The organism is Microbacterium salsuginis (assembly GCF_012524205.1).
In the GTDB taxonomy this organism is placed as follows: Bacteria; Actinomycetota; Actinomycetes; order Actinomycetales; family Microbacteriaceae; genus Microbacterium; species Microbacterium salsuginis.
Genome location: NZ_JABACI010000004.1, coordinates 51724 through 77993, shown reverse-complemented (window position 1 = coordinate 77993; position 26270 = coordinate 51724). Strand labels below are relative to the sequence as shown.

The 26270-nt window shown below is 70.4% G+C and carries 24 protein-coding genes; 9 read left to right on the top strand and 15 right to left on the bottom strand.

Annotated features, from left to right (window positions below; all coding sequences use genetic code 11):
* Positions 1–4 precede the first annotated feature (4 nt).
* Positions 5–1291, bottom strand: a complete 1287-nt coding sequence (locus HF576_RS12270) for a sensor histidine kinase (RefSeq protein WP_168913120.1) — start codon at positions 1289–1291, stop codon at positions 5–7.
* A gap of 78 nt (positions 1292–1369) precedes the next feature.
* Positions 1370–3250 (bottom strand): sigma-70 family RNA polymerase sigma factor, encoded by a 1881-nt coding sequence (locus HF576_RS12265; protein ID WP_168913119.1) that lies wholly within the window; start codon positions 3248–3250, stop codon positions 1370–1372.
* Between the two features lie 244 nt (positions 3251–3494).
* Here HF576_RS12265 and HF576_RS12260 point away from each other — a divergent pair, with 244 nt between their 5' ends.
* Positions 3495–4058 carry a hypothetical protein gene (locus HF576_RS12260; protein WP_343234261.1) on the top strand — a complete coding sequence of 188 codons (564 nt, stop codon included), beginning with the start codon at positions 3495–3497 and terminating at the stop codon, positions 4056–4058.
* A 6-nt stretch (positions 4059–4064) separates the two neighbouring features.
* Here the strand turns inward: HF576_RS12260 and HF576_RS12255 are convergent, their stop codons facing one another.
* The gene (locus HF576_RS12255; RefSeq protein ID WP_168913118.1) at positions 4065–4904 is read right to left on the bottom strand and encodes an exodeoxyribonuclease III; all 840 of its coding nucleotides are present in this window, start codon (positions 4902–4904) and stop codon (positions 4065–4067) included.
* Positions 4905–4981: 77 nt separating this feature from the next.
* Between HF576_RS12255 and pyrE the strand changes: the two genes are divergently transcribed.
* Positions 4982–5560 carry an orotate phosphoribosyltransferase gene (gene pyrE / locus HF576_RS12250; RefSeq protein ID WP_168913117.1) on the top strand — a complete coding sequence of 193 codons (579 nt, stop codon included), beginning with the start codon at positions 4982–4984 and terminating at the stop codon, positions 5558–5560.
* A gap of 150 nt (positions 5561–5710) precedes the next feature.
* On the opposite strand, the gene HF576_RS12245 is transcribed toward pyrE, so the two are convergent.
* Together HF576_RS12245 and HF576_RS12240 are read right to left on the bottom strand one after the other, a co-directional pair.
* Complete coding sequence (locus tag HF576_RS12245) at positions 5711–6286, bottom strand: YdeI/OmpD-associated family protein (RefSeq protein WP_168913116.1); 576 nt, start codon at positions 6284–6286, stop codon at positions 5711–5713.
* Between the two features lie 133 nt (positions 6287–6419).
* Entirely contained in the window at positions 6420–7229 is an 810-nt protein-coding gene (locus HF576_RS12240; RefSeq protein ID WP_168913115.1) for an HAD-IIA family hydrolase, read from the bottom strand.
* 38 nt (positions 7230–7267) lie between these two features.
* Between HF576_RS12240 and HF576_RS12235 the strand changes: the two genes are divergently transcribed.
* Positions 7268–8224: an SDR family NAD(P)-dependent oxidoreductase gene (locus HF576_RS12235; protein WP_343234260.1), complete on the top strand. Its 957-nt coding sequence runs from the start codon at positions 7268–7270 to the stop codon at positions 8222–8224.
* 203 nt (positions 8225–8427) lie between these two features.
* On the opposite strand, the gene HF576_RS12230 is transcribed toward HF576_RS12235, so the two are convergent.
* The 3 genes from HF576_RS12230 to HF576_RS12220 all read right to left on the bottom strand — a co-directional run bounded on the left by HF576_RS12230 (position 8428) and on the right by HF576_RS12220 (position 12158).
* Positions 8428–9972, bottom strand: a complete 1545-nt coding sequence (locus tag HF576_RS12230; RefSeq protein ID WP_168913113.1) for a hypothetical protein — start codon at positions 9970–9972, stop codon at positions 8428–8430.
* Between the two features lie 201 nt (positions 9973–10173).
* The gene (locus HF576_RS12225) at positions 10174–10809 is read right to left on the bottom strand and encodes an iron dependent repressor, metal binding and dimerization domain protein (protein ID WP_168913112.1); all 636 of its coding nucleotides are present in this window, start codon (positions 10807–10809) and stop codon (positions 10174–10176) included.
* Between the two features lie 20 nt (positions 10810–10829).
* Entirely contained in the window at positions 10830–12158 is a 1329-nt protein-coding gene (locus tag HF576_RS12220) for an Nramp family divalent metal transporter (RefSeq protein ID WP_205835227.1), read from the bottom strand.
* A 203-nt stretch (positions 12159–12361) separates the two neighbouring features.
* Here HF576_RS12220 and HF576_RS12215 point away from each other — a divergent pair, with 203 nt between their 5' ends.
* Positions 12362–13012: a TrmH family RNA methyltransferase gene (locus tag HF576_RS12215; RefSeq protein WP_168913111.1), complete on the top strand. Its 651-nt coding sequence runs from the start codon at positions 12362–12364 to the stop codon at positions 13010–13012.
* A gap of 12 nt (positions 13013–13024) precedes the next feature.
* Here HF576_RS12215 and HF576_RS12210 read toward each other — a convergent pair whose 3' ends face one another.
* Positions 13025–14350, bottom strand: a complete 1326-nt coding sequence (locus tag HF576_RS12210; protein ID WP_168913110.1) for an MATE family efflux transporter — start codon at positions 14348–14350, stop codon at positions 13025–13027.
* A 59-nt stretch (positions 14351–14409) separates the two neighbouring features.
* Between HF576_RS12210 and HF576_RS12205 the strand changes: the two genes are divergently transcribed.
* From HF576_RS12205 to HF576_RS12195, 3 genes are all read left to right on the top strand, one after another.
* The gene (locus HF576_RS12205; RefSeq protein ID WP_168913109.1) at positions 14410–16374 is read left to right on the top strand and encodes a M13 family metallopeptidase; all 1965 of its coding nucleotides are present in this window, start codon (positions 14410–14412) and stop codon (positions 16372–16374) included.
* Between the two features lie 98 nt (positions 16375–16472).
* Complete coding sequence (locus tag HF576_RS12200; RefSeq protein ID WP_205835275.1) at positions 16473–17357, top strand: serine hydrolase; 885 nt, start codon at positions 16473–16475, stop codon at positions 17355–17357.
* Between the two features lie 82 nt (positions 17358–17439).
* Complete coding sequence (locus tag HF576_RS12195) at positions 17440–18552, top strand: 5-methyltetrahydropteroyltriglutamate--homocysteine S-methyltransferase (protein WP_168913107.1); 1113 nt, start codon at positions 17440–17442, stop codon at positions 18550–18552.
* A gap of 71 nt (positions 18553–18623) precedes the next feature.
* On the opposite strand, the gene HF576_RS12190 is transcribed toward HF576_RS12195, so the two are convergent.
* Together HF576_RS12190 and HF576_RS12185 are read right to left on the bottom strand one after the other, a co-directional pair.
* The gene (locus HF576_RS12190; protein ID WP_168913106.1) at positions 18624–19415 is read right to left on the bottom strand and encodes an ABC transporter permease; all 792 of its coding nucleotides are present in this window, start codon (positions 19413–19415) and stop codon (positions 18624–18626) included.
* Complete coding sequence (locus tag HF576_RS12185) at positions 19412–20146, bottom strand: ABC transporter ATP-binding protein (RefSeq protein WP_168913772.1); 735 nt, start codon at positions 20144–20146, stop codon at positions 19412–19414. The genes HF576_RS12190 and HF576_RS12185 overlap by 4 nt, the downstream gene beginning before the upstream one ends.
* 110 nt (positions 20147–20256) lie before the next feature.
* Here HF576_RS12185 and HF576_RS12180 point away from each other — a divergent pair, with 110 nt between their 5' ends.
* On the top strand, positions 20257–20823 hold the full coding sequence (locus HF576_RS12180; RefSeq protein WP_168913105.1) for a helix-turn-helix domain-containing protein: 567 nt from the start codon (positions 20257–20259) through the stop codon (positions 20821–20823).
* Positions 20824–20900: 77 nt separating this feature from the next.
* Here the strand turns inward: HF576_RS12180 and HF576_RS12175 are convergent, their stop codons facing one another.
* The 4 genes from HF576_RS12175 to HF576_RS12160 form a co-directional block, all read right to left on the bottom strand.
* Positions 20901–21851 (bottom strand): VOC family protein, encoded by a 951-nt coding sequence (locus HF576_RS12175; protein WP_168913104.1) that lies wholly within the window; start codon positions 21849–21851, stop codon positions 20901–20903.
* 73 nt (positions 21852–21924) lie between these two features.
* Positions 21925–23049 (bottom strand): PrpF domain-containing protein, encoded by a 1125-nt coding sequence (locus HF576_RS12170; protein ID WP_168913103.1) that lies wholly within the window; start codon positions 23047–23049, stop codon positions 21925–21927.
* A complete protein-coding gene (locus HF576_RS12165; protein ID WP_168913102.1) occupies positions 23036–23755 on the bottom strand; it encodes a 4-carboxy-4-hydroxy-2-oxoadipate aldolase/oxaloacetate decarboxylase in 720 nt (239 codons plus the stop codon). Before HF576_RS12165 ends, HF576_RS12170 begins: the two co-directional genes overlap by 14 nt.
* 13 nt (positions 23756–23768) lie before the next feature.
* Complete coding sequence (locus HF576_RS12160) at positions 23769–24524, bottom strand: PIG-L deacetylase family protein (protein ID WP_168913101.1); 756 nt, start codon at positions 24522–24524, stop codon at positions 23769–23771.
* A gap of 143 nt (positions 24525–24667) precedes the next feature.
* Here HF576_RS12160 and ligM point away from each other — a divergent pair, with 143 nt between their 5' ends.
* Complete coding sequence (ligM, locus tag HF576_RS12155; protein ID WP_168913771.1) at positions 24668–26071, top strand: vanillate/3-O-methylgallate O-demethylase; 1404 nt, start codon at positions 24668–24670, stop codon at positions 26069–26071.
* Positions 26072–26270 lie beyond the last annotated feature (199 nt).

Sequence of the window (26270 nt, the reverse complement as noted above, 5' to 3'; positions counted from 1 at the left end):
CCGCTCACGAACGGGCTCCGGTGGCGGCTTCGGCCGGCGCGCCGAGTGGCACGTGCAGCCGCACGAGGAACCCGCCGCGCGCGCGGGGAGCGGCGTCGAGCGTACCGCCGGACGCGATCGCGCGTTCCCGCATGCCCACGAGCCCGAGCCCCGCCCGCATCACGAGCGCCGACCGCCCGGTGTTCGAGATCTCGAGCTCGATCGTGTCGGCGCCGTAGCGCAGCCGCACGTCCGCCGTGGCATCCGGCCCGCCGTGGCGGCGCGCGTTGGTCAGCGCCTCTTGCGCGACGCGGTACAGATTCACCTGCACCACGTCGGGCAGCTCGACGGGATCGCCGACGACCGTCAGCGTCGTGGGCAGTCCGTTCGCGTTCGCGTGGCGCACCAGATCGGGCAGGCCCGAGACGTGCACCGTCGAACCGCCCTCGGAGTCGCCGGCGGGGGTGCGCAGCGTCTCGAGCAGCTGCCTCAGCTCGTGCAGTGCGGAGCGAGCGGATGCCTCGACCGAGACGAGTGCGGTGCGCGCGGCATCCGGATCCTTCTCCAGGACGGCCCTGGCTGCGCCGGCCTGAACGCCCATCGCCGAGACATGGTGCGCCACGACATCGTGGAGTTCGCGTGCGATGCGGACGCGATCGAGGGCGACTGCCTGTGCGGCTGTCACCTCGCGCTCGCGCTCGAGCTCGCGCGTGCGCTCCTCGAGGGCGGCCCGCGACAGCGCCGCGGCGTACGCCCGGTCGCCCATGTAGTACGCGCCCCCGAAGAACGCCACGTTCACGAGGAACTGGATGAGCATGTACGCCGCGAACGGCGAGAAGAGGCCCGCCCGTGACGGCCCGCCGTCACCGGGGTCGATCGCCGCCTGGAAGGTCGTCGCGAGCAGCCAGACGAACATGCCCACGATCACCGCGACCCGCACGAGTGCCGCGCGGCGGCGGTCATCGACCCACGCCCCGACGGTGTACATCGCGATGAAGACCGCGATGTTGCCGACGTACAGTTCGGGGACGCGCGCCGACATGCCGACGAAGAACACGAGCGCGACGACGACGGCCACCGAGTTCGGGTAGCGGCGCCGCACGGCGAGCGGAGCGGTGATGCCGAGTGCGTAGACGAGCGCCCACTGCAGGCCGGGCGCGTCCTCCGAGCCGAAGAAGCCGACGACGTTCCCGAGCGCGGCGCTGAGAACGGCGCCGACGAAGAGCGCTCCGGCGAGCCAGACGTCGTTGCGCAGATCGCTGGGACTCGGTGGCGGCCGGTGCGTGACGCGCGCGGGCGGGTGGTCGGACATACCTCAACGGTACGGAGTGCGCGGGGCGCCGGCATCCGTCTCACGGGGGAGGCGTTGCTCGAGCGCCGGTCCGGAGGGTCAGGCCGTCGGAGCGATCGCGACGATCGTGACGTCGGCACGGCGGCCGAGCAGGCCGGTGGCGGGATCGAGATACCGGATGCTGATTACGTGCTCGCCGGGAGCCATGTCGTACACGACCCGGCGCAGGGGCGCGTCCTCGAGGACGTGCCGGTTGCCCGTCGGTGTGCCGTCGACCGACACGACGGCGGTCTCGCCGGACACGCCGTCCAGCAGCAGGAAGATGTCGTCGGCCGCGCCATCGAAGTCCGCGTCGACCAGCAGGGCTTCCAGCGTGCCGTCGTCGGACGTGACCGTCGGTACGGGCGCCAGGAACGGTCCGGTCGGCGCGCTCGCCGCCGAGGCGAGCAGGCCGGGCGCCGTCTGCACCGCGTGCACGGTCATGCCCGTGCGGAGGGAATCCGCGGGGATCTCGACGCGGAACCGGCCGTCCTCGCCGACGGTCGTCTCGGCCAGAGCCGCACCGCGCTCGTCGATCACCTCGATCAGGGCGCCGGGGACGCCGGTCCCCGTGATGGCCCCCGGCACCGTGGCGTCGGGGTCTTGCGCGTCCAGCGCCGGCGCCGCCGTCTGTGCGGGCGGCTCGGGGGTGGGCGTCGGAGTCGGGGTCGGTGCGGGCGGTGGAACGGGTGTCGGTGTCGGGCTGGGAGCCGGAGCCGGAGCCGGAGCGGGCGCCGGGGCTGCGGCATCCGGTGTCGTGCCCTCCTCGGGGAAGACGACGGGCTTGACCGGCGGGGCCGGATCGGGCGCCGGCAGCGCGGCCTCCGCGGGGAGGTCGTCGGTCTCGAGGTCCGCCGGTTCGCGCGCGTCGTCCGAGACCGCCGGTGCGCCGACATCGGCCGTGGCGGGACCTTCATCGGCCGGAGGATTCCACGGGGCGATCGCGATGACCACGGCGGCCGCGGCCGCCAGGCCGGCGGCGGCGACGCCACCGGCGATCCCCACGATCGGGAGGGCAGTGGTGCCGGCGCCCCCCCCGCCGGCCACACCCGCCCCGGCGCCCCCCCCGCCGCGTCCCCCGGTTCCGGACGCGCCGCCCCAGACGGGCGTCCCGGTCACCGCCAGTGCCACGGCCGGAGTGGCATCGGCGGTATACGCGACGGTCCCAGCACCGCCGAGTACGAGTGGGAGCAGGATCATCCGCAGCTTGTGCGAGACGTCCGCGATGTCGGCCGCGACGATGCGGCACGCCTGGCATTCGCGCAGATGCGCGTCGAGTCGCTTGCGGTCGGCGCGGCGCACCGCCTTCTTGGTCTCCTGCGCGACGAGGAGTTCGCACACCCAACGACACTCAGCGGGACGGCGCGGATCGCTGATGTGCGCTTGCAGCCACGCTTGGCGGAAGCCCTCTCGAGCGCGATAGGCCAGCGCCGACACGGCGTTGGGCGACATGCCGAGCAGTGGTGCGACCTCGCGGGGCTTCATCCCCTCGACCTCGAGGTACCACAGCAGGGTGCGCCAGCGCGCCGGAAGCTCACGGAACGCCTGCGCCAGCACCGACCGATCGGCGACGGCCTCGGCCAGATCGACGGGAGCATCCGCCGGCCGCTCGTCCAGATCGTCGAGCGGCTGCTCCTTGGAACGGCGGCCCCAGGATGCGGCGATGTTGCGGATCGTGCTGAACAGGTAGGGCCGGAAGCCGTCCCGCGGCCCGCCACCGCCGCGGATCGTCGCGAGGATCGAGGTGAACGCCTCCGAGACGAGGTCATCCGGGTCCACCGACGGGCTCACCGCACGGGCGGCGCGACGCCCGCTGGCCACATGACGCTGCCACAGCGTCGCGTACGCCGAGTCGTCCCCGCCGCGCGCGGCTTCGACGAGGTCGTCGTCGGACGGCTCGAGGAGCGAGTCGTCGCTGACGGCGGCGTTCGGGGTGGTCACGTCTTCTCCTCGCCGGGCGGCGTGTTCGGGCTCACTCGTTCACCGGCGGCGCGGATCGGCGCCAGGCTAGCGATGCGTGCTGGGAAACCCCTGGTGAGGGGTGGTCCCGGGTTCGGGTGGAGCACGCGCTCCGTACGTCAAGACGCGATCCGGGCGCGTTCATGACGCGGCCGGTGAAAAAAGTTCGCAATCGGTGTCGGCGTGGAGGGACGGATGCCGCGGCCACACGCGTTAGCGTGCGGCTGTGAGCCACCCGCATCCGGAGCCGGCATCCCGTCGACGGCGGGACGTTCCGGTCGGCGTCGTGATGGTCGGCATCGCCGCGGTCGCGTGGTGGCCGGCGTTCACGCTCGGTGCGTGGGGCGAGATCTTCTTCGACGACATCCTCGGGCTGTGGGCGGCATCGACGGCGGCCTTCGTCTTCGTGCTGGTCGAGCGGCGCCCCGTGGGAGGAAGGCTCGCTCGTGCGTTCGTGCTTCTGCTGCCCACGGTCTGGCTGGTGCTCAACTTCGTGATCTCGGGCGAGACCACCGACCTGGCGGTCGCGATCGTGGATCTCGCGGCGCTGCTGGCGGTCCTGCTCGGCATTCCGTTCACCCTGTGGGTGCTCGTGCGTGTGGTGTGGCCCGACTTCGCGTCCGAGACCCGCCGCCGAACCAAATGGCTCATCGCCGTCGTGGTGCTCGCGATCGCGATCGCGTCGTTCGTGCTCGGCCTGAACCAGGAGCACTTCCTGACGTGCGAGGACTTCACGATCAGCGGCAACTCCGAGCCGCGGGGCTGCACCCCCGACCCCACCGGTTCCTGACGGCGGTCAGAAGATCATCGGGCGGTCGTCGTCGTCCGCGTCGTCGAAGTCGAGGTCGACGACGACCGGCACGTGGTCGCTCGGCGCCTCGCCCTTGCGCTCGTCACGGTGGATCGCCGCGCCCGCGACCGCGTCGGCGACCGCGTGCGACCCGAGGATGAAGTCGATGCGCATGCCCTGGTTGCGGGGGAAGCGCAGCTGCTTGTAGTCCCAGTAGGTGTAGCCCGACGGCACGAGCGGGCGCACGACGTCGTGAAGGCCCGCGCTCTCGAGCGCCGCGAACGCCTCGCGCTCCGGCGGCGACACGTGCGTCGAGAAGCCCTGGACCACCGCGGGGTCGCCGTTGTCGGCATCCGTCGGGGCGATGTTGAAGTCGCCCACGAGGGCGAGCGGCAGGTCGGGCTGCGACGCCAGAGTGCCCGACACGTACTCGCGGAGCGCTTCGAGCCACTCGAGCTTGTAGAAGAAGTGCGGGTCACCCAGCGAGCGGCCGTTGGGAACGTAGAGGCTCCACACCTCGACACCGCCGACGGTCGCGCCCAGCGCGCGCGCCTCGAGCGGGGCATCCGTCCCGGTGTGTCCCTTCTCGAACCCCGGCATGCCGGGGAAGGCGGTGCGCACGTCGGTGACGGGCTCGCGGCTGGCGATCGCGACGCCGTTCCACTGCGAGAAGCCGTGCGCTTCGACGTGGAAGCCGGCCTCTTCGAACCGGTCGAACGGGAACTGGTCGACCTTGCACTTGATCTCCTGCATCGCGAGCACATCGATGTGCTCGCGCACCGCGAAGTCGACGATGCGGTCGACCCGGGCGCGGATGGAGTTGACGTTCCACGTGGCCAGGCGCATTGCTCCAGCCTATTCGCCGCCGCCGACGTGGGAGGGCGCGCCGGGCCACCGCAGACCCCGTCCGTAGACTCGGAGACATGACCGTCGCCTCCACGTCCGAGCTCGAGCTCGATCGCCAGAACCTCATCGCGCTCATCAAGGCGGAGGCGGTGTTCCACGGCGACTTCACGCTCTCCAGCGGCAAGCAGGCGACGTACTACGTCGACATGCGCAAGCTCACGCTCGATCACCGTGCCGCTCCGGCCATCGGCCGCATCATGCTCGACCTCGTGCGCGACGTCGACGGCATCGTCGCCGTCGGTGGCCTGACGCTCGGCGCCGACCCGATCGCGAACGCCGTGATGCACGAGTCCGCACGCACGAACGCCCCCCTCGACGCCTTCGTGGTGCGCAAGGAGCCCAAGGACCACGGCCGCGGGCGCCAGGTGGAGGGAGCGGATGTCGCCGGCAAGCGCGTCGTCGTCGTCGAGGACACCTCCACCACCGGTCAGTCGGCGCTCAAGGCCGTCGAGGCGCTGCGCCGCGAGGGCGCCGAGCCGGTCGCGGTGGCCGTCATCGTCGACCGCAAGACCGGGGCGCAGGCAGCCGTCGAGGCCGAGGGGCTGCAGTGGCTCGCCGCGATCGACCTGGACGACCTCGGACTCGAACCGCAGTAGTCGCGAAGTCCGGGGCCGCGCTCAACGATCGAAGGCGTCAGTCGTCGTCGCCCCGCCCGCGGCCGCGCCACAGCTGCCACGCGACGATCACCAGGGTCGTCAGCACGACCACGGCCGAGAGCGACAGCACCAGCGTCTGCTCGAGCTCGTTCATCGCGGCCTCCGTCCCTCGGCGGCGTCGGCCACGAGCTTCGCGATGCGCGAGGCACGCGTCTCGGGGCGGCGCGCCATGTCGACGTGCGAGATCCCGATCTTGCGCGTCGAGGGCGGGAACGCATCCCAGGCCGTGCGCGCGTCCGGCACCGCATCGAGGGCGGCCGCGAAGTCGTCGGGCTCCCGCAGCTGGTCGGCGTTGTCGAACACGCTCCACGAGCCGTTCGCCTTGGCGATCTCGATCGCACGGATGCCGGCGTCGGTGAGCAGGCCCTCGGCCTCGAGCTTCGCCACCCGCACCTTGTTCGTCGCCGCCCAGCCGCTGGTCGGCCGCCGGGGCGCGAACCACAGGCCTCCGCGGAGCTCGTCGAACGAGCGCACCGGGCCGTCGATCCACCCGAAGCACAGCGCCTGCAGGATCGCGTCCTCATAGCCGATCAGGTCGAGCCCGGAGCCCGGACGTGGCCGGATCAGCCAGGCGCCCTTCGAGGTCGCATGATGCTCGGCCAGCCACGCACGCCAGGCCGCGGCATCCGTCGCTTCCACTCTTTCGCCGTCGTCGAGCGCACCCATGCGATGAACTTACCGGGGCCCGCCGACGCCGGCGGCGCGAACGCTCGCGAACGGTCGCTCCGCACGCGGTCGACGCAGCCATGCGCGACGGCTCGCGTACCGGCGGTGGGGGCCGGCGGCGACGGCAGCGGGGTCAGAGCAGCTCGGGGTCTTCGGACTCCACTGGTTCACCGTCGAGCAGGTCGGCGACCGAGTCGAGCACCTCATCGGGACGGAAGGGGTAGCGCTGGATCTCGGCGGAGTCGCTGATCCCGGTGAGCACCAGGACCGTGTGCAGGCCCGCCTCGATGCCGGCGACGACGTCGGTGTCCATACGGTCGCCGATCATGCCGGTGTTCTCGGAGTGCGCGCCGAGCCGATTCATCGCCGAGCGGAACATCATCGGATTCGGCTTGCCGACGACGTACGGCTCCATGCCCGTCGCCTTCGTGATGAGCGCCGAGATCGCGCCCGTCGCGGGCAGCACGCCCTCGGTCGACGGGCCGGTCGCGTCGGGGTTGGTCGCGATGAAGCGCGCACCCCCGCCGATGAAGCGGATGGCCTTGGTGATCGCCTCGAACGAGTAGTTGCGCGTCTCGCCCACGACGACGTAGTCGGGGTCGGTCTCGGTCATGATGAATCCGGCCTCGTGGAGGGCGGTGGTCAGGCCCGCCTCGCCGATGACGAACGCGGTCCCGCCGGGCATCTGCGACTTGAGGAAGTCCGCCGTCGCCAGCGCGGAGGTCCAGATCGACTCCTCCGGCACCAGCAGCCCCGAGGCCCGCAGCCGGGCCGAGAGATCCCGCGGCGTGAAGATCGAGTTGTTCGTCAGCACGAGGAACGGCACGCCCTGATCACGCCACTGCTGGAGGAGAGCGGATGCCCCGGGGACGGGTGTGTTCTCATGTACCAGCACGCCGTCCATGTCGGTCAGCCAGCATTCGATCTCGGCACGGGTGCGCATGCGTCAAGACTAGGTGTCGCGGGCGTAGGGTCGAAGCCGTGACCTGGGACCCCCGGAGCCTTCCCGACCTCTCCGGCCGCGTGTACCTGGTGACCGGCTCCAACGCCGGGCTGGGCTACTTCGCGTCGGAGCAGCTGGTGCGCGCCGGGGCATCCGTCCTCATGTCGGGCCGGCACCCGAACCGCCTGTCGGCGGCGCGCGCGGCGATCCGGCGCCGGGTCCCGGAGGCCGCGCCCGACGCCACCGAGCCGCTCATCCTCGACACGTCCAACCTGGGCTCGGTGCGCTCCGCTGCGGCGAGCGTGCGGGGCCGCGGCGGCCTCGACGGCGTCCTCCTCAATGCGGGGATCGTTCACGCTCCGCGTGCCCGTGAGACCACGATCGACGGTCACGAGGTCGTCTTCGCGACGAACGCCCTCGGGCATTTCGCGCTCGGCGGCGAGCTGCTGACGGCGCTGGCCGCGGCATCCGGCCGGATGGTGTGGGTGGGCAGCATGTCGGCCCGGATCAGCCCGTACGACCCCGTCGACCCTCACCTCGAGGACCGCTACACGGCGTGGCGCTCGTACGTGCAGTCGAAGGTCGCGACGGCCGCGCTGGGGTTCGAGGCCGACCGCAGGCTGCGGGCGGCCGACGTGCCCGTGGCGAGCGTCGTCGCCCACCCCGGCTACTCCACCGGCGGTCGCACGCCCGGCATCGCCGGGGTGAACGAGCCCTCCCGCATGAAGCGGTTCCGCGACAACCTGCAGGCCGCCGTCGCCCAGTCCAAGGAGCACGGCGCGTGGCCGCTGGTGCGGGCCCTGGTCGACCCCGAGGTGCAGGGCGGGGAGTTCTGGGGCCCGGCGTCGGGGACCCGAGGCGCGCCCCGCCGCCGCACGGCGCCCAAAATCACCCGCGACGCCGAGATCGCCGCGCGGCTGTGGGACGTGGCCGAGTCCGCGACCGGTGTGCACTGGCCGTTCGAGAAGGCGGCCGCCGGTCCAGCCTCCGGCTGAGCCCGGGCGGCGGGTTCTTCTGACGGCTCCGGCGGCCTCTCACACACACACTCGGATCCGCAGGTGCGGGCGGGTCGTTCGACACGCTGGGTCGGGGGCCTCGCCTGCGGCGTGCCGGGCCGGAAATCCGCACCTGCGGATCCGAAGCTGTGTACGGCCGGTGACGGCAGGCCCGACAGCGGGCAGCCGTCACCGGCGCGGCGTCACGGTCCGAAGACCGGGTCGGGCATCCAGATCCCGACATCCAGGTGGATGCCGTAGAACTTGGCCACCGGGATGGCCCCGGACGTGCACGGGTCCATGGTGCAGGTCGTCTTGTAGGCGAACTGGCCGGGCGACGGGTTGCCGCTCGGGGCGTTCGAGTACGTCTGGATCTTCATGTTCGACACCGCGTCCGCGAACTCCCAGTCGCCGATGAGGTCGGCGGTCACGGTGACCTTGCCGCCTCCGATCGGAGTCACCGTCACCGTGCCGGCCAGCATCGTCTGCCCGGCGTAGACGTCGTAGACCTTCACGACCGGTGCCGTGTTCGGGTATTGGACGTAGGTGGCCCAGTTGCCGCCGCCCTTCTTGTTGTACGACAGGGTGCCCGGTCCGGCGTTCGCCGCCCAGGCGGTCTCGCCGTCGAAGATCAGGCACTGCACGTGGACGTCGACCGTCTTGGTGATCTGCTCGAGCACCGTCCCGCCGTCGCCCGTGAGAGTCGCCGTGTTGTCGTACGCGTAGTCGCCGCACACCTCGAAGTCCTCCCACATGAAGGTGTGGGAGTACAGGATCGAGCCGCCGGTGGGAGCCGTGAAGGTGTCTTCGCGCGTGACGTCGCCGACCTCGCTGACGTCGGTCACGGTGACCGACTCGTCGGACTCGTTCGCCGGTGCACCCCACGTGATCGGCTCGTCGCCCGACGTGTAGGTGTTGCCGAGCAGCGTCGTCGCGCTCGCGGTGTTGAAGCCTTCGACCTGTCCGGTGACCGCCTGCGAGTACGTGCAGACGAGTTCGCCGCCGGGCTCGAGGAACACCATGTCGAGCGAGAAGTCGATGCCGCAATCCACGGCGACGCCCACGGGGCTCCCGTCGATCGTCATGGTGTCGGTCACACCGGTGACCGCCGCCGCGCCTGCTCCGTCGTTGAGGACGGTGATCACGCCCGAGACGGTGTGACCCGAGTCGGTGTATCCGCCGTAGGTCACGTCGACCTGCCAGTCGACCTGCGCCTCGCCGGATCCCACGCCGCCGGGTGCATACAGCCAGACCTCAGCCGGTGCGACCGACTTGTCGAGATCCCAGTGGTGGGCGCGATCGTACGTCGTCACGACGGTCTTGCTGACCGAGAGCGACTCGGGCGGCGCTTCGCCGAAGCACCAGGTCACGTGGCTGATGTCCTGCCCGCTCGAGGGGGTCAGACCCTCTCCCTCGAACCCGCCCGGAAAGACGTCGTATGCGGGACCCGCTTTGACCAGGACTGCGTCCATGAATGTGTTCGAGTTCCACGAGATGACGTCGTCCACGATCTCGACGTGGAGCGTGAGGCCGACGATGTCGTCCGGTTCCCACGGCTGCCCTGCGGTGCCGTAGTCGTAGACGCCGTCCGCGCCGGTGTTGAGCTTCACTCCGTCGCCGAAGCCGGCGGACTGACACTCGGTCTTCGCATTGCCGGTGGTGATGTCGGCGGATGCTGCCGGCGCGACCAGCATCCCCGCTGCGACGAGCACGGCCCCAGCCGCGATCGCCAGTGATTTCCTGAACATGTTCCCCTCCATGCGCGCCGCCGTCGTCGACGAGCAGGCGCTGTCATGCAGCTCGTCGCCAAGCGGTGGGCATGTCGGCGCGGCCGATCGGGTACGACCGCGTTCTCGCTCAGTCCGTCGATGACGAGCGGTGAATGATTAGCCCTCCCCAGGGCTCCCCCACCGCGGATTGTCCTCCCGCCGAGAGCCCGCGTCAAGGGGTCAGGTGCTGAGCCATACCGCGGCCGTGGCGGCCTCGGGGAGCGGGACGTCGGCGCCGTCGACGCGGATGCTGCCGGCATCGGTCACGGTCACCGTCGCGCCGACGGCGACACCCGCCGCTTCGACGGCCCGGAGAAGATCCGGATCGCGATCGCTCACCCGCAGCACGCGTCCGACGTGGCCTGCCGGCGCCTGGCCGAGCAGCACGAACGGCTCGCGGTGGACACGGCCCTCGGCATCCGGGATCGCATCGCCGTGCGGGTCGAAACGCGGGCGTCCGAGGCGCTCGTCGATGCCCTCGAGCAGCCGGTCGCTGATCGCGTGCTCGAGCACCTCGGCCTCGTCGTGCACCTCGTCCCATGCATACCCGAACTCGCCGACGAGCCACGTCTCGATGAGGCGGTGGCGGCGGATGATCGCGGCCGCCCGCTGCTCTCCCGCCTCGGTCAGCGCGATGGGCCCGTACGGCCGATGCGTCACCAGACCCTGGGCGGCGAGCTTGCGCACCATCTCGGTCACGCTGGACGGTGCGAGCCCCAGCTCCGCGGCCAGCTGCGACGGCGTGATCCGCTCGGTCTGCCACTCGGTGTGGTGGTAGATCGTCTTGAGATAGTCGTCGATGGCGGGGGAGGGCACGCTTCAGGGTACCGGCGGCCTCACGCGCCGGTGAGGACGAGCCACAGCAGGATCGCGTTGAGGGCGATGAGGAAGACGGATGCCGCGACCCCGGCGACCGTCGTCCACACGCGGTTGCGGTACCCACCCAGCACGTCGGCCTTGGCGGTGAGGGCGACGAGCGGGATGAGGGCGAACGGGATGCCGAACGACAGCACGACCTGACTGAGCACCAGGGCGACGGTCGGATCGAAGCCGATCGCGAGGATCGCAAGCGCGGGGATCAGCGTCACCAGGCGCCGAGCCAGAAGGGGCACCCGGATGTGCAGCAGTCCGTGCATGATCTCGGCGCCGGCGTAGGCGCCGACCGACGTGCTGGCCAGGCCGCTGGCCAAGAGACCCACGGCGAACAGTGTCGCGACGAGCGGGCCGAGACCGGCGGCGAGGGCCGCGTGAGCTCCTTCGAGCGAGTCGGTCCCCGGGACGCCGGCGAGGTTGGCCGCGGCGAGCAGCAGGATGCACAGGTTCACCGTGCCCGCGATCAGCATCGCGATCGTGACGTCCCACTTCGTCGCGCGCAGCAGTCGCCGGGTCGGGATGCCGCGCAGCTCTTCGAGGGGGATCTCGATGCGGGCGCCGGGAGAGGAGTCGTGCGATCGAGGGGGAGCGAAGCGGTCCCTCGCGAGGGCGCTGTGGGCGTAGATCGCGTGCGGCATGATCGTGGCGCCCAGGATCGACGCCGCCAGGAGGACCGAGTCGGTGCCCTCGAACCGGGGGACGAGACCGCCGACGACGCCCGCCGGATCGGGCGGCGCGACGAACACGCCGAACGAGAAGCCGATCGCGATGATGGCGAGCAGGCCGATCACGACGAACTCGAAGGGCCGAGCTCCGCGCCGCGACTGGATCAGCAGCAGGGCGATCGACACGGTTCCGGTGATGACACCGCCCCACAGCAGCGGTACCCCGAACAGCAGGTTGAGCGCCACGGCACCGCCGATGACCTCGGCGATGTCCGTCGCCATGGCGACGAGCTCGGCCTGCAGCCAGTACGCGCGCCGACCCCAGCGGTTGCGCATCCGGATGCCGAGCGTCTCGGGCAGACTGCGCCCGGTGACGATGCCGAGCTTGGCCGACAGGTACTGGATGAGCCACGCCATGACGTTGCCGAGCACCACGACCCACACCAGCAGGTAGCCGTAGCGCGCTCCGGCGGTCATGTTGCTGGCGACGTTGCCGGGATCGAGGTAGGCGACGCCCGCCACCAGTGCAGGGCCGATCAGCCATGCCACGCGCGGAACGGTCGAGACGCCTTCGCGCCGGGACGGACGCGCGGTCGGGTCGGCGATGATCCCGGAATCTTTCGGCATGCCGAAACCCTACCGGATATTTCGGTACACCGAAATATCCGTTCCGGTCGTTTCGTCGGGCCCGGGTCGCGCGGCCCTGACCCGTTTCGAATCGCGCACTTTTCACTTCCACGGGGTCGGAGACTGCAAAGTGCGCGATTCGAAACGCGGGGTCGGCCCCGGCCGGCGGACCCGCGCCGGTCAGGCGCCGATAGCCTGAACCGGTGAACGCGCCCGCCCCGAACGCGCCGGACGAGACCCCCGAGCCCACTCTGCCGGTCGGAGTCGGGCCGTGGCCGGGCGGAGCGGAAGCCTGGCCCGACGACCCCCGCTACGATCCCGAACTGCTCGCGCACGGCGACGCGCGCAACGTCGTGGACGAATACCGGTACTGGACGATGGACGCCATCGTCGCCGACCTCGACACCCGCCGCCACGGGTTCCACGTGGCGATCGAGAACTGGCAGCACGACATGAACATCGGGTCGATCGTGCGCAGCGCGAACGCGTTTCTCGCCGCCGAGGTGCACATCATCGGCCGCCGGCGCTGGAACCGTCGCGGCGCGATGGTCACCGACCGGTACCAGCACGTGCGCCACCACGAGGACGTCGCGTCGTTCAAGGCGTGGGCGGATGCCGCGTCCCTGCCGATCATCGCGATCGACAACGTCTCCGGCTCCGTGCCGCTGCAGGACGCCGAGCTGCCCGAGGCCTGCGTGCTGCTCTTCGGGCAGGAGGGGCCCGGGCTCTCTGCCGAGGCGGTGGCCGCGGCATCCGGTGTCGTCGAGATCACCCAGTACGGCTCGACGCGCTCCATCAATGCCAGCGCCGCGGGCGCCGTCGTGATGTACGAGTGGTGCCGCCGCTGGGCGTGACCGGCTGACGAATCAGGCTCCCGCCGTCATCCAGGCCGATCCGCGCACCCGCCAGCCGAGCGTGAGCAGCCGCGCGAGCATGTAGACGCCGAAGAAGGCGACGGCCAGCCACGCCAGCCCCGCCGCGCCGGCGGGGTGGAGCACCGCGACGAGGACCAGCGCCGGCACGAACGGCACCAGGTTCAGCACGCCCACGATCGCGAGGTACTTCGCGTCGCCGGCGCCGATGAGCACGCCGTCGAGCACGAACACGATGCCGCACACCGGCTGCGCCACCGCGAGCACGATGAGCGCGGGTTGCACCAGGGCCGCGATCGCCGCATCCCCCGTGAACAGCAGTCCGATGACGCCCGAGAGCGCGCCGATGGCGGCGCCCACGATGACGCCGAACCACGCGCCCCACGCCACCGTTCGGCCGAGCACCCGCCGCACGGTGTGCGTGTCTTCGGCGCCGAGGCCCTTGCCGATGAGCGCCTGCGCGGCGATCGCGAGCGCGTCCAGGGCGAACGCCGCCGTCGAGAAGATCGTGAACGCCACCTGCCATCCGGCGAGTTCGTCGGTGCCCAGGCCGGTCGCCACGGCGACCGTCGCGAGCAGGGCGATGCGCAGCGACACGGTGCGCACGAACAGCCAGCCGCCGGCGCGGGCCGAGCCCCGCACGCCGTCGCGCTGAGGACGGACGGATGCCTCATGCCGGCGCGCGAGCCGCGCCACGACCACGACGAACGCGGCGACCATGCCCCACTGCGCGACCACCGTCCCGACGGCGGAGCCCGCGATGCCCCAGCCGAAGCCGTAGATGAACAGCCAGTTCAGGAGGGCGTTGGAGGCGAAGCCGAGCCCGGCGATCCACAGCGGCGTGACGGTGTTCTGCATGCCGCGCAGCAGGCCGGTGGCCGCGAACACCACGAGCATCGCCGGCAGGCCCCACATCGAGATGCCGAGGTAGGTCTCGGCCTGCTCGGCGACCCCGGGCGAGGCGCCGAACGATCCGACGAGCACCGGAGTGGAGAGGTACCCCACCAGCGCCAGCACGGCGCCGATGCCGAGCGCCAGCCACATGCCGTCGATGCCGACAGACACCGCCCGCGACGGGTCGCCCGCGCCGAAGCGGCGCGCGACCGCCGGAGTCGTCGAGTACGCGAGGAACACCATGAGCCCGACGATCGTCTGCAGCACCGCCGAGGCGATGCCGAGGCCCGCGAGCGGCTCGACACCGAGGTGCCCGACCAGTGCCGAGTCGACGATGAGGAACAGCGGCTCGGCGACGAGCGCACCCAGCGCGGGGACCGCGAGTCGCAGGATGTCGCGGTTCAGCGTGTCTGGCGAACTCGTCACACTCCCGAGCCTACGAGGCCCGGCCGTAGCGACTCTGGCGGGCGCATATCCTGGAACGCATGACCGACGCCCCCCGCTCCGGTCTCGCGCTCGATGAGCTGAGCGCCGAGATCCGCCCTCAGGACGATCTTTTCCGCCACGTCAACGGCGCGTGGCTCGACCGCACCGACATTCCGGACGACAAGGCGCGGTGGGGTTCGTTCCACCTGATCGCCGAGCAGGCGGAGAAGGACGTGCATGCGATCGTGGTGGAGTCCACGGATGCCGAAGCCGGCACCGAGACCCGCAAGATCGGCGATCTCTACACCAGCTTCATGGACACCGAGCGCATCGAGGAGCTCGGGGCGGCACCGCTGGCGGACGTCCTCGCCCGCGTGGACGCCATCACCGACATCGCGGGCTTCCTGCGCACCACGGGCGAGTTCGAGCGTGACGGCGTCGCTGCGCTGATCCACCTCTACGTCGAGCCCGACCCGGGCAACCCGCAGCGCTACGTGCCGTTCTTCATCCAGGGCGGACTGTCGTTGCCGGACGAGAGCTACTACCGCCTCGACAACTTCGAGCCCACCCGCACCGCTTTCCGCGCGCACGTGCAGAAGATGCTCGAGCTGGCCGGCGTGCCCGAGGCCGAGGCATCCGCTGATCGCATCTTCGCGCTCGAGACCGAGCTCGCCACGCACCACTGGGACAACGTCGCCAGCCGCGATGCCGTCAAGACGTACAACCTGATGCCGTGGGCCGACCTGCTGACGCTCGCGGGAGCGGACCTCGCACCGTGGCTGGAAGGGGTCGCGAAGGAGTACGCCGACGCGTTCGCCGAGGTCAACGTGTATCAGCCGAGCTTCTTCGAGGGCCTCGGTTCGCTGCTCACCGAAGACCGCCTGGACGACTGGAAGGCGTGGCTGCGCTTCGCCGTCGTGCACTCCGGTGCCGCGTTCCTGTCGGAGGAGTTCGTCGCCGAGAACTTCGCGTTCTACGGCACGCAGCTGACCGGTGTGCCGGTCAACCGCGAGCGCTGGAAGCGCGGCGTGAGCCTCGCCGAGGCCGCGATGGGCGAGGCCATCGGCCGTGTGTACGTCGAGCGTCACTTCCCGCCGGCCGCGAAGGAGGCGATGGACGAACTCGTCGCGAACCTGATCGAGGCCTACCGTCAGTCGATCACCGACCTCGAGTGGATGAGCCCCGAGACCCGCGAGCGGGCGCTCGCCAAGCTCGACGCCTTCACGCCGAAGATCGGCTACCCGGTGAAGTGGAAGGACTACTCCACTCTCGAGATCGCCGCGGACGACCTCGTCGGCAACGTGCGCCGCGCCCACGTGTGGGAGCACGACCGGCAGCTCGCGAAGGTCGGCCAGCCGATCGACCGCGACGAGTGGTACATGACGCCGCAGACGGTCAACGCGTACTACAACCCGCTGATGAACGAGATCGTCTTCCCGGCCGCGATCCTGCAGCACCCGTTCTTCGAGGCCGACCGCGACGCGGCCGCCAACTACGGCGGAATCGGCGCCGTGATCGGGCACGAGATCGGTCACGGCTTCGACGACCAGGGCAGCCGGTTCGACGGCGACGGATCGCTGCGCGACTGGTGGACCGACGCCGACCGCACCGCGTTCGAGGACCGCACGAAGAACCTCATCGCGCAGTTCGACGCCCTCGTGCCGCAGGGCCTCGCCGACGAGCACCACGTCAACGGTGCGCTCACGATCGGTGAGAACATCGGCGACCTGGGCGGCCTGGGCATCGCGATCAAGGCGTATCAGCTCCACGCCGAACGCGCCGGTGACCCCGAGATCGACGGGTACACCGGCCTGCAGCGGCTGTTCCTCAGCTGGGGCCAGATCTGGCAGCAGAAGGGACGCGATGCCGAGACCATCCGCCTGCTGACGATCGACCCGCACTCGCCCAACGAATTCCGCTGCAATCAGATCGTGCGAAACATCGACGCGTTCTACGATGCTTTCGGTGTCACCGAGTCGGACGCGCTCTGGCTCGACGCCGATCAGCGCGTCACCATCTGGTGACCTCGACCCGCTGAACCACCCCGAACCCGAGACCACCTGGGGACACAGAACCGGAAGGGAAACCCGTGGGCACTGAGCCCAGAAGGGATGCGGAGTCGCTGCGGGGGTCGCGACGAAGCACCAGCAGAAGGGTGCCGAGGAGGGCGGCAGCCGGACGCCGATCGTTCACGTCGACGCTGAAGGCGCTCGACGATCTCGCCGCATCCGGAGCGAAGATCTCGGTGCGCATCACCGATCTCGATCGCGGGACGTCGGTGCTCGCCGGTGACGATTTCGTCACGCTTCCGGTGGCGGGCCTCGGTGTCGTGCCGCTCCTGATCGAAGTCGCCGCGGCGTTCGAGTCCGGGCAGCTCGAGCCGCTCGAGATCATCGACCGCGCACAGCTGGACACCGTGACCGTGGCGGGGGTGTGGCAGCATCTCAAGGCGCCGGCGCTGCCGCTGTCGGATCTCGCGGTGCTGACGGCATCCACCGGCGACGCTCTCGCCGCCAACGCGCTGCTCGCGCGTGTGGGTCTGCCCGCGGTACGCGCGCGCATCGAGCAGCTCGGGCTCGCCCGGTCGGCGCTGCTGGACCGTTTCCGCGACGAGCGCGGTCCCGACGACGCGCCGCACTTCGCGCTCGGATCCGCACGCGAGCTCGCCGAGGTGTTCGCCGCCCTCGTCAACTCGCAGGTCGTGTCGCCGGGTGTGAGCGCGCAGGTCGCCGAGTGGCTGAGCCTCAATCACGACCTGTCCCTCGTGGCATCCGCGACCGGTCTCGACCCGTTCTCGCACGAGAACGACGAGCACGGACTGCTCTTCATCAACAAGACGGGGCGGGATGCCGGCATCCGGGTCGAGGCCGGCGTGCTCGCCGGGCCGCGGGCCGGGGTCTCGTACGCGCTCATCGTGTGCTTCGACGACCTGTCGATCTACCACCGGATGCGCGCGCACGACGCGTTCCGCACGCTCGGCGTCGACCTCATGGAGTACGTGTTCTGACGGGTCGGCAAGGCCAAGACGTCAGGTGACGGGCCATGACGCGCCGTTCGCGTGGCCGGAAGGCATCGAGTAGCCTCGCATGGTGTCTACGCCGCCGTACCGTGCCGACATCGTCGGCAGCTTCCTCCGCCCGACCGCCCTTGCCGAAGCCCGCCGCCGTTTCGCCGACGGCCAGATCGATGCCGATGCACTCCGCGTCGCGGAAGACACGGCGATCGCCGAGCTTGTCGTGCAGGAGGCCGACGCCGGCCTGAAGCTCGCGACCGACGGGGAGTTCCGTCGCTCGTGGTGGCACTTCGACTTCTTCGGGCTGCTCGACGGCGTCGACATCGTCGAGCTCGATCACGGCATCCAGTTCCAGGGGGTGCAGACCCGCCCTCGCGGCATCGAGATCAGCGACAAGATCGGGTTCAGCGACAGCCACCCGTTCCTCGAGCACTTCCGCTCGCTCAAGAGCCTGCTCGAGCGCACCACCGGGGCGACTCCGAAGTTCAGCATCCCGGCACCGACCGTGCTCGACTTCCGCCTCGAGCCCGGCCACATCGCCGAGTCGGCGTACGACGGCCGCGAGGCGATCGTCGACGACCTGGTGCAGGCGTACCGCGACGCGGTGGCCGCCTTCTACGACGCCGGCGCGCGCTACCTGCAGTTCGACGACACCGCGTGGGCCTATCTCTGCTCGGACGTCGAACTCGAGAAAGCCCGCGACCGCGGCATCCGCACCGACGGCATCGCCGAGCGCTACGCGACCATGCTGAACCGGATCCTCGAGGGCAAGCCCGACGATCTCGTCGTCACCACGCACGTGTGCCGCGGCAACTTCCGTTCCACCTGGATCTCGTCGGGCGGCTACGAGCCGGTCGCCGAGCAGCTGCTGGGCAACACCGCGTACGACGGCTACTTCCTCGAGTACGACAGCGAGCGCGCGGGCGGCTTCGAGCCGCTGCGGTTCCTCCCCGAGGGTGACAAGACGGTGGTGCTCGGCCTGATCACGTCCAAGAGCGGAGAGCTCGAGGACGTGGATGCCGTCAAGCAGCGCATCGACGAGGCTTCGAAGTTCGCTCCGCTCGGGCAGCTCGCGCTGAGCCCGCAGTGCGGCTTCGCCTCGACCGAGGAGGGCAACGTCCTCACCGAGGACGAGCAGTGGGCGAAGGTGCGCGAGGTCGTCGACATCGCCGCCGACGTCTGGCGCTGATCCCGGGCGGTTTCATCGCGGCCCGGCTCTCCGGGCGCGAGCTCTCGGGGCCGATTCTCGGCACTCGGTCGTCAGCTCAGGTCGCGCCGGAGCGGCGCGGCGACGGCGATCACCGCGGCGAGCAGAGCGTAGGCAAGGAGGATCGCCGCGCCGAGCAGAGGCGAGGCCAGCGGTGCTCCGCCTAGCGGGGTCTGGTCCGCGATGGCGTCGCTGAGGAAGGTGAACCGGGTGAGGGATGCCGTGGCCCCTCCGGGCAGGAACGGGTAGACCGCGTTGACCCCGGGGATCAGCATCAGGACGTGCTCGAGGAAGTAGAAGTAGCCGAGCACGATCCCGATCGCGAGCAACTGGTGGCGCGCGAGGGCGCCGATGCCGACGCCGAGCAGCATGTAGACGGCCGATGCCAGCGCCAGCTGGGCAAGCGTCACCACGAGGTCCTCGTTCGAGACTCCGAGATCGACGCCGCGGATGGAGGCCGCCGCGGTCAGCGAGACGCCGGACACCGTGGATGCGACCAGCCCGTAGAGCAGGCCGAGCACCGTGTAGACGGCGAGCTTGGCCCCGAGGACCCGGCCGCGACGCGGGACGGTGAGGAAGGTCGTGCCGATCGTGCGGTGCCGGTATTCGGCGGTGATCGCGATGGTGCCGATGAGCGCGGGCACGAACAGCAGGAGGGTGCCCAGGCCGACGACGAGGCCTGCGCCCTCCGCGGTGTCGATGCCGGGCATCGGCGTCGTCGAGTTCTCGGGCCCGATCAGTGCCAGCATGCCCGTGAACGCGCCGCCGCAGGCCGCTGCGAGGATCGCCCACAGCGGGAGCCGGGTCGAGAAGAGGCGAACGAACTCGCCGTGGATCGCATTCATCGGTGTGCGCCCTTCTGGGTGAGGTGGAGGAAGGCCGCTTCGAGGGAAGAGCTCGTGGCGAGCAGCTCGACCAGCGCGCCGGCCCATGACACGCGACCGCGTTCGATGAGCACGACGTCGTCGATGCTGTGCTCGAGGTCGTTGAGCAGGTGGCTCGAGATCAGCACGGCGCCGCCCTCGGTGGCGAAGTCCCGCAGGAAGCCGCGCAGCCAGGCGATACCGGCGGGGTCGAGCCCATTGGACGGCTCGTCGAGAACCAGCACCCGGGGGTCGCCCAGTAATGCCGTCGCGAGTGACAGGCGTTGCCGCATCCCCGTCGAGAACGTGCCGATCCGGCGGTCGGTGAACCCCTGAGCCTCGACAGCGGTGAGGACCGCGTCGACACGGTGGCCGGGTAGCCCGGCGAGGGCGCAGTACGTGCGGAGGTGGGACCGGGCCGTCATCCTCGGGTGCGTGCCGGCGATGTCGAGGACGGCGCCAACGGTGCGGAGCGGAGACGCGAGGTCGCGGTAGTCGCGGCCGTCGACGCGAGCCGTTCCCGCGTCGGGGCGGGTCAGGCCCAGAAGCATCCGCAAGGTCGTCGACTTGCCGGCTCCGTTCGGACCGAGAAAACCCGTCACGCGACCCTTCTTCACCGAGAAGCTGACGTCGCTCACCGCCGGCACCTCGCCGAAGCGCTTGGTCAGGCCGCTCACCTCGATCACCGGCCGTGGCGCGTGCGCACCCCGCATGCGATCGCTCATCGCTGTCTGTGTCGTCATCGGCTGCACCTTCATCATCAGTAGAATCGTTCTAACGAAGAGAACATTATCACGTTGATAATAATGGATGGGAGGCCCGAGTGGCCGACGACTCCTCGATCGCCGACGTCGTGATGCATCCGGTGCGGCTGCGGATCATCCAGCAGCTCGGCGGGCGCAGCCTGACGACGGCGCAGCTGCGCGCGGCGCTCCCGGATGTCACTCAGGCGACGTTGTACCGGCACGTCGCGACCCTGGTGGATGCCGGCATCCTGACCGTCACCGAAGAACGGAAGGTGCGCGGCGCGGTGGAGCGGACGCTGGCGCTCGGCGACCGCATGGCGCACGTGGACCAGACCGAACTGCGCGCCATGAGCGATGCGCAACTGCGGTCGGCGTTCCTCGCGTTCCTCGGAGATGTCTCGGCCGATTTCGACCGGTTCGTCGACGGGGCGGACCCGTCGCTGAGGGACTTCGTCGGGTTCGGGCGCGTCCCCCTCTATGTCGACGCCCCGGGGCTCGCCGCCATCCAGGCCGGCCTGTCGGAGCTCCTCGCCCCCTACCTCTCGGAGCGCGGCGACGGTCAGCGCCGTGTGAGCCTCGCGACCGTCCTGATCCCAGAGCCAGACGCGCCCGGGCCCGTCCCGCGCTCGCAGGCCGACGACTGACGGACGAAACCGTGGGAGTCACCCACGGTCTCGTCCGTCGACGGATGCCTGAGGGTCCTGGCGGACGCCGGAGCCGGTCAGACGAGCGGCGTGCCGTGGGTGTGGAACGTCTCGATGGTCTTCATGCCCCAGGCCTGACCCTTCTTGCGCTCGGCCTCGGACCACTCCACGACGGGCTGGTCGGGGTCCAGCAGGAGGCGCGCGCCGGCCTGCGCGAACTCGATGCGGTTGCCGCCCGGCTCCCACACGTACAGGAAGAACGTCTGGTTGATGGCGTGCTTGTGCGGGCCGGACTCGATGTGGATGCCGTTCTCGAGGAAGATGTCGGCGGCCTTGAGGATGTCCTCGCGCGTGTCGGGCGCGAACGCGATGTGGTGCAGGCGGTTGCCGTGCTTGGTCCAGTCGTCGGAGTACACGACGTCGTATGACTTCAGCGAGAAGTGGAACCACCACGCGGCGAACTTGCCGGTGTCGAGGCGGATCCGCTCGGACTCGCGCATGCCGAGTGCGGTGGCGAGGAACTCGCCGTTGGCCTCGACATCCTTCGCGAGGTAGTTGATGTGGTCGAGGCGCCGGGCGTTCACGCCGCGACCGGGGAACCGTGACGCCTGGTTCTTGAGCGCCGGGCGATCCTCGTCGCCGGCGACATAGCGCTCGGTGTCGTAGTAGATGCCCATCGAGTGGCCGTCGGGGTCGCGGAACAGGAAGGTGCGACCCGTGCCGACCTCGCCGTCCACCCATCCCTCGCCGAGCCCGGCCGCCTCGATCGCCGCCACCCGGCGCTCCAGGGCATCGGCGGAGGAGGCCCGGAACGACGTGCGACCGATGCCCGCGGCATCCGACGCCGTCAGCTTGATCGTGTAGAGCTGGTACTCGTCCCACGTGCGCAGGTACACCGAGTCGCCCTCTTCGGCGACGACGCGCATCGCGAGGAGCTCTTCGAAGAACCAGCGGCTCTCGGCGGGCTTGGGGGTGAGCAGCTCGACGTTGGCGAGGTGGGCGACGTCGAACGACGTGTGAGCGGTCATGGGGCGTCCTCTCTGACGGTGACGATAGTGACGGGTCTGGGATCTGCGCTGGACGGGAAGGGACGGATGCCGTCTAGCGGCGCGCTCGCGGAAACACGACGCCGTCGAACAGCCTGCGGGCGGTGCGCAGCGACAGTGACGTCGCGCGCCACGTGCCACCGGCGTCGCGGGTGACGTGCACGCGCGCGGGGAAGGTGCCGCCCGGATGCTCGATGGGCGTGGTCCCGCCGCTCACGTCGGCGCCCGAGTCAGCGGCGATCTCGAAGGCGACGGTCCCGGGAACCTGCACGGCCGCGGCGACGGATGCCGCCATCAGGACGCCGATCGAGGTGTGCACGCGCGCCGGGATGAAGGCCCGCGTCGACATCGCCCCGCCGCCGCGCGCCGGTGACGCGAGGATCACCTTCGGCACGGTCTGGCCCGAGACGTCGCCGAGTCCCATGAGCGGGCCGGCTTCGAGTCGGATCCGTTCCACGCGGGAGGCGAGGGCCGCGTCCGCTTCGAGCTCGGCCGGCGACTCGACGCCGGTGACGCCGAGCTCATCCGCGCGGACGAGCACCACCGGCATCCCGTTGTCGATGAGCGTGACGCGATGCCCGTCGAGTTCGTCCACTGCGCGCCCGGTCGGCAGCAGCGGCTTTTCGGGGCCGCCGCCGACCTCCAGGTCTATCGCCGATGCCCACCCGGGCACGCCGTCGATCGCGACGGTCCCCTCGGTGCCGGGCTCGCCGTCGTAGTCGGGACGCCCGTCGATGGTCGCGAACTGCGATGTCGCGATGTCGCCGGTGTTGAGCAGGCGGATGCGGACGGTGGTGCGCTCGCCGGTCGCAGCGATCAGACCACGCTCGACGGCGAACGGTCCCACTGCGGCCAGCAGATTGCCGCACGTCTGCGCGTCTGCCACGGTCGCCTGCTCGACGCCCAGCTGCAGGAACAGGTAGTCGATGTCGACGCCGTCCATCGTCGACGGCGCCACGATCGCGACCTTGCTCGTGAGCGGGTGGGCGCCGCCGATCCCGTCGATCTGCCGCGGGTCGGGCGTGCCCATGATCCGCAGCAGCAGGTCGTCGCGCGCGGCCGGGTCGGCCGGAACATCGCTCGCCAGGAAGAACGCGCCCTTCGAGGTGCCGCCACGCATGAGCATGCACCGGATGCCGTCGCGCACGGCATCCGCAGAGCTCGGGTCAGCGGGGCTCATCGCCGGCCGCCGAGAGGTGCTCGCGTTGCGTCACGTACGTCACGCCGAGGTCGGTGAGCAGACCCCGCAGACCCTTGCGGTCCAGGCTCAGCTCGCCCGAGCGATACGCCTGGCGGTCGGCCTCCTCCTTGGCGACGCGTGCGTCCGACGCCGTCAGGGCGTCTGCGGCGGAGGCGCGCGGCACGCACAGCACGCCGTCGTCGTCGGCGACGATGACGTCGCCCGGGTGGACGGTGACACCGCCGACCACGATCGGCACGTTGACCGAGCCGGGTGTCGCCTTGACCGTACCCTGGGCGAACACTGCGCCGGACCACGCCGGGAAGCTCATCGCCCGCAGATCCACGACGTCGCGCACGCCGGTCGTCGTGACGAGACCTCGCACCCCGCGGGCCTGCAGTGCGGTGGCGAAGAGCTCGCCGAACGCTCCGTCCACCGAGGGCGAGGTCGTCGTGACGACGAGGAGGTCGCCCTCGCGGCACTGTTCGACGGCCGCGTGGATCATCAGGTTGTCGCCGGGCCAGCACAGCACCGTGACGGCCGTGCCCGCGATGCGCGCGCCGTCCTGGATGGGGCGGATGCCCGGGCCGACGAGGCCCGTGCGGCCCATGGCCTCGTGGACGGTCGCGACGCCGTGCACTCCGAGCGCGGCCGCGGTCGCGGCATCCGCTCTCTCGATGTCGGTGACGACGACCGGGCCGGTCATGCGCGCACCGCCTTCATGAAAGGACCCCGGTCACCTGGGGGAAGTAGCGCATGTACGCCTCGCCCATGGTCTCGTGCGGCAGGCCGAGATTCGGGCCGGCGTTGCGCTTGACCTGCACGCCGCGGCGGACGGCGAGGTCGGTGTAGTACGACCACATGTGCTTCTGTGCGGGCAGGCACTCCATCGCGGCGCGCTTGCGGGGGAAGGCGTCGGTGATGTCGAGGAGGACGTTGGGGGTGAAGTCGCACTGCTCGGGCTGGTGCGGCTCGAAGAAGAAGACCGGGGGCGCCCCGATGATGTCGTCCTTGGTCGGGAACGAGCCGTCCGAGTTCGCCACCCCGATCGCCTGGGCGAGCACGCGGGCCTCGAGCGCCATGCGGGCGGCCGCCGGGTGATCGCCGTTGTAGGGGTCGTGGAGCGTATGGGTCAGCACGATGGTCGGCTGCACGCGCCGGTACACGTCGACCAGCCGCGAGACCGACTCTCGGGACTCGACGAGCGGGTAGTCCCCGATGTCGAGGAACTCGATCTCTGCGCCCAGGGCGGCTGCCGCCGCCTCGGCCTCGCCGCGGCGGATCGCCTTGATCTCGTCGAGGCTCTTGCCCTGCAGCCATTGGCTGGCGGACTCACCGCGCTCGCCGTAGGAGAGGCAAGCGACCACGGCGCGCTCGCCGCGCATCGTCGCGGACGCGATGGCTCCACCGGCCCGCCAGACGAAGTCTCCGGCGTGCGCGCTGACGACCAGGAGAGTGTTGGCGCTGTCTGACATGGGCCCCAGCGAACCACACCTCTGGCGCAATGGTCAAGATTATGTCTACAATCTTGGCGACGGGAAATTTCCCTCTGTACATAGGTATTCGAGGCCCGTACGATCTCATGCACGTGAAAGACAAGGAAGTCGAGGAGACCTACATGGCCGAGAACCTCCAGGAGCTGCTGGACGACTCCGGGAACACCGTCGAACTGCTGCGCAACTCGCAGCTGGGTACGTACATCTACCCCGTCGTTCCCGCCGAGTTCTCCAACTGGCGGCGCGAGCAGAAGGCCTGGCGCGAAGCCGCCGTGCTCTACGACCAGTCGCACCACATGGTCAACTTCTTCATGTCCGGACCCGGCGCGCTGAAGCTGCTCAGCGACACCGGCATCAACTCGTTCGCGAACTTCGCCGTCGACACGGCCAAGCAGTTCGTGCCCACCGCCTCCAACGGCGGTGTGATCGGCGACGGCATCCTCTTCCGCGAGGCGGAGGACGACTACGTGTACGTGGGCCGCGCGCCGGGTGCGAACTGGCTGCAGTTCCACGCCGCGACCGGCGGCTACGACGTCGAGACCCGCTACGACGACCGTTCCCCGTCGCGCCCCTACGGCGCCGCGGTGAACCGCGAGTACTACCGCTTCCAGATCCAGGGCCCGAACGCGTGGGCGATCATCGAGAAGCTCGCCGGCGGCACGGTCGACAAGGTCAAGTTCTTCCACATGGGGCACATGACCATCGCCGGCGAGCAGGTGCGCACCCTGCGTCACGGCATGGCCGGCGCCCCGGGCCTCGAGCTGTGGGGTCCGTACGAGCAGCACGGCAAGATCCGCGACGCGATCCTCGAGGCCGGTCGCGAGTTCGGCATCGAGCCGTGCGGCTCGCGCGCCTACTCGTCGAACACGCTCGAGTCGGGCTGGATCCCCTCGCCGCTGCCGGCGATCTACTCCAGCGAGGCCGAGCGCGCATACCGTGAGTGGCTGCCCGCGAACAGCTACGAGGCGATCAACGCGCTCGCCGGCTCGTTCGTGTCGGACGACATCGAGGACTACTACCTCAACCCCTGGGAGCTGGGCTACGGGTCGTTCGTGAAGTTCGACCACGACTTCATCGGCCGCGACGCGCTGGAGAAGATCGAGCCCGAGCAGCAGCGCAAGAAGGTCACGCTGGCGTGGAACGACGAGGACCTCGCCAAGATCCTCGCCTCCGTCATCGACCGTGAGGGCCCCGGCTACCAGTTCTTCGACCTGCCGAACGCCAACTACGGTTCATCGAACTACGACGCCGTCATCGACGCCGACGGCAACAACGTCGGTCTGTCGCTGTTCACCGGCGTCACGGCGAACGAGAAGCGCGGCCTGTCGCTGGCGACCGTCGACCGCGACGTGCCGATCGGCGCCGAGGTGCGCGTGGTGTGGGGCGAGCCGGACGGCGGCTCGGGCAAGGCCACCGTCGAGCCGCACGAGCAGATCGCCGTGCGCGCCGTGGTGAGCCCCGTGCCGTACGCCGAGACGGCCCGCACCGAGTACCACGGCGGCTGGCGCACCACCGGCGCTGCCTGACCATACGAACGAGGGCGGATGCCTCGACCCGGCGAAGCCGCGGGCCGAGGCATCCGCCCTTCGTTTCAGGACCGAGGGCCGTGTGGGGGAGACTGTCGCCCCCGGTCGTCGGGCGCGGACCGCAGCGAAGAGGCGAACGCCCTGAGCGTGGTGTCGACCGGTGGTTCGGGGCATTTCGTCTCGTCCCCACGCTCCATCC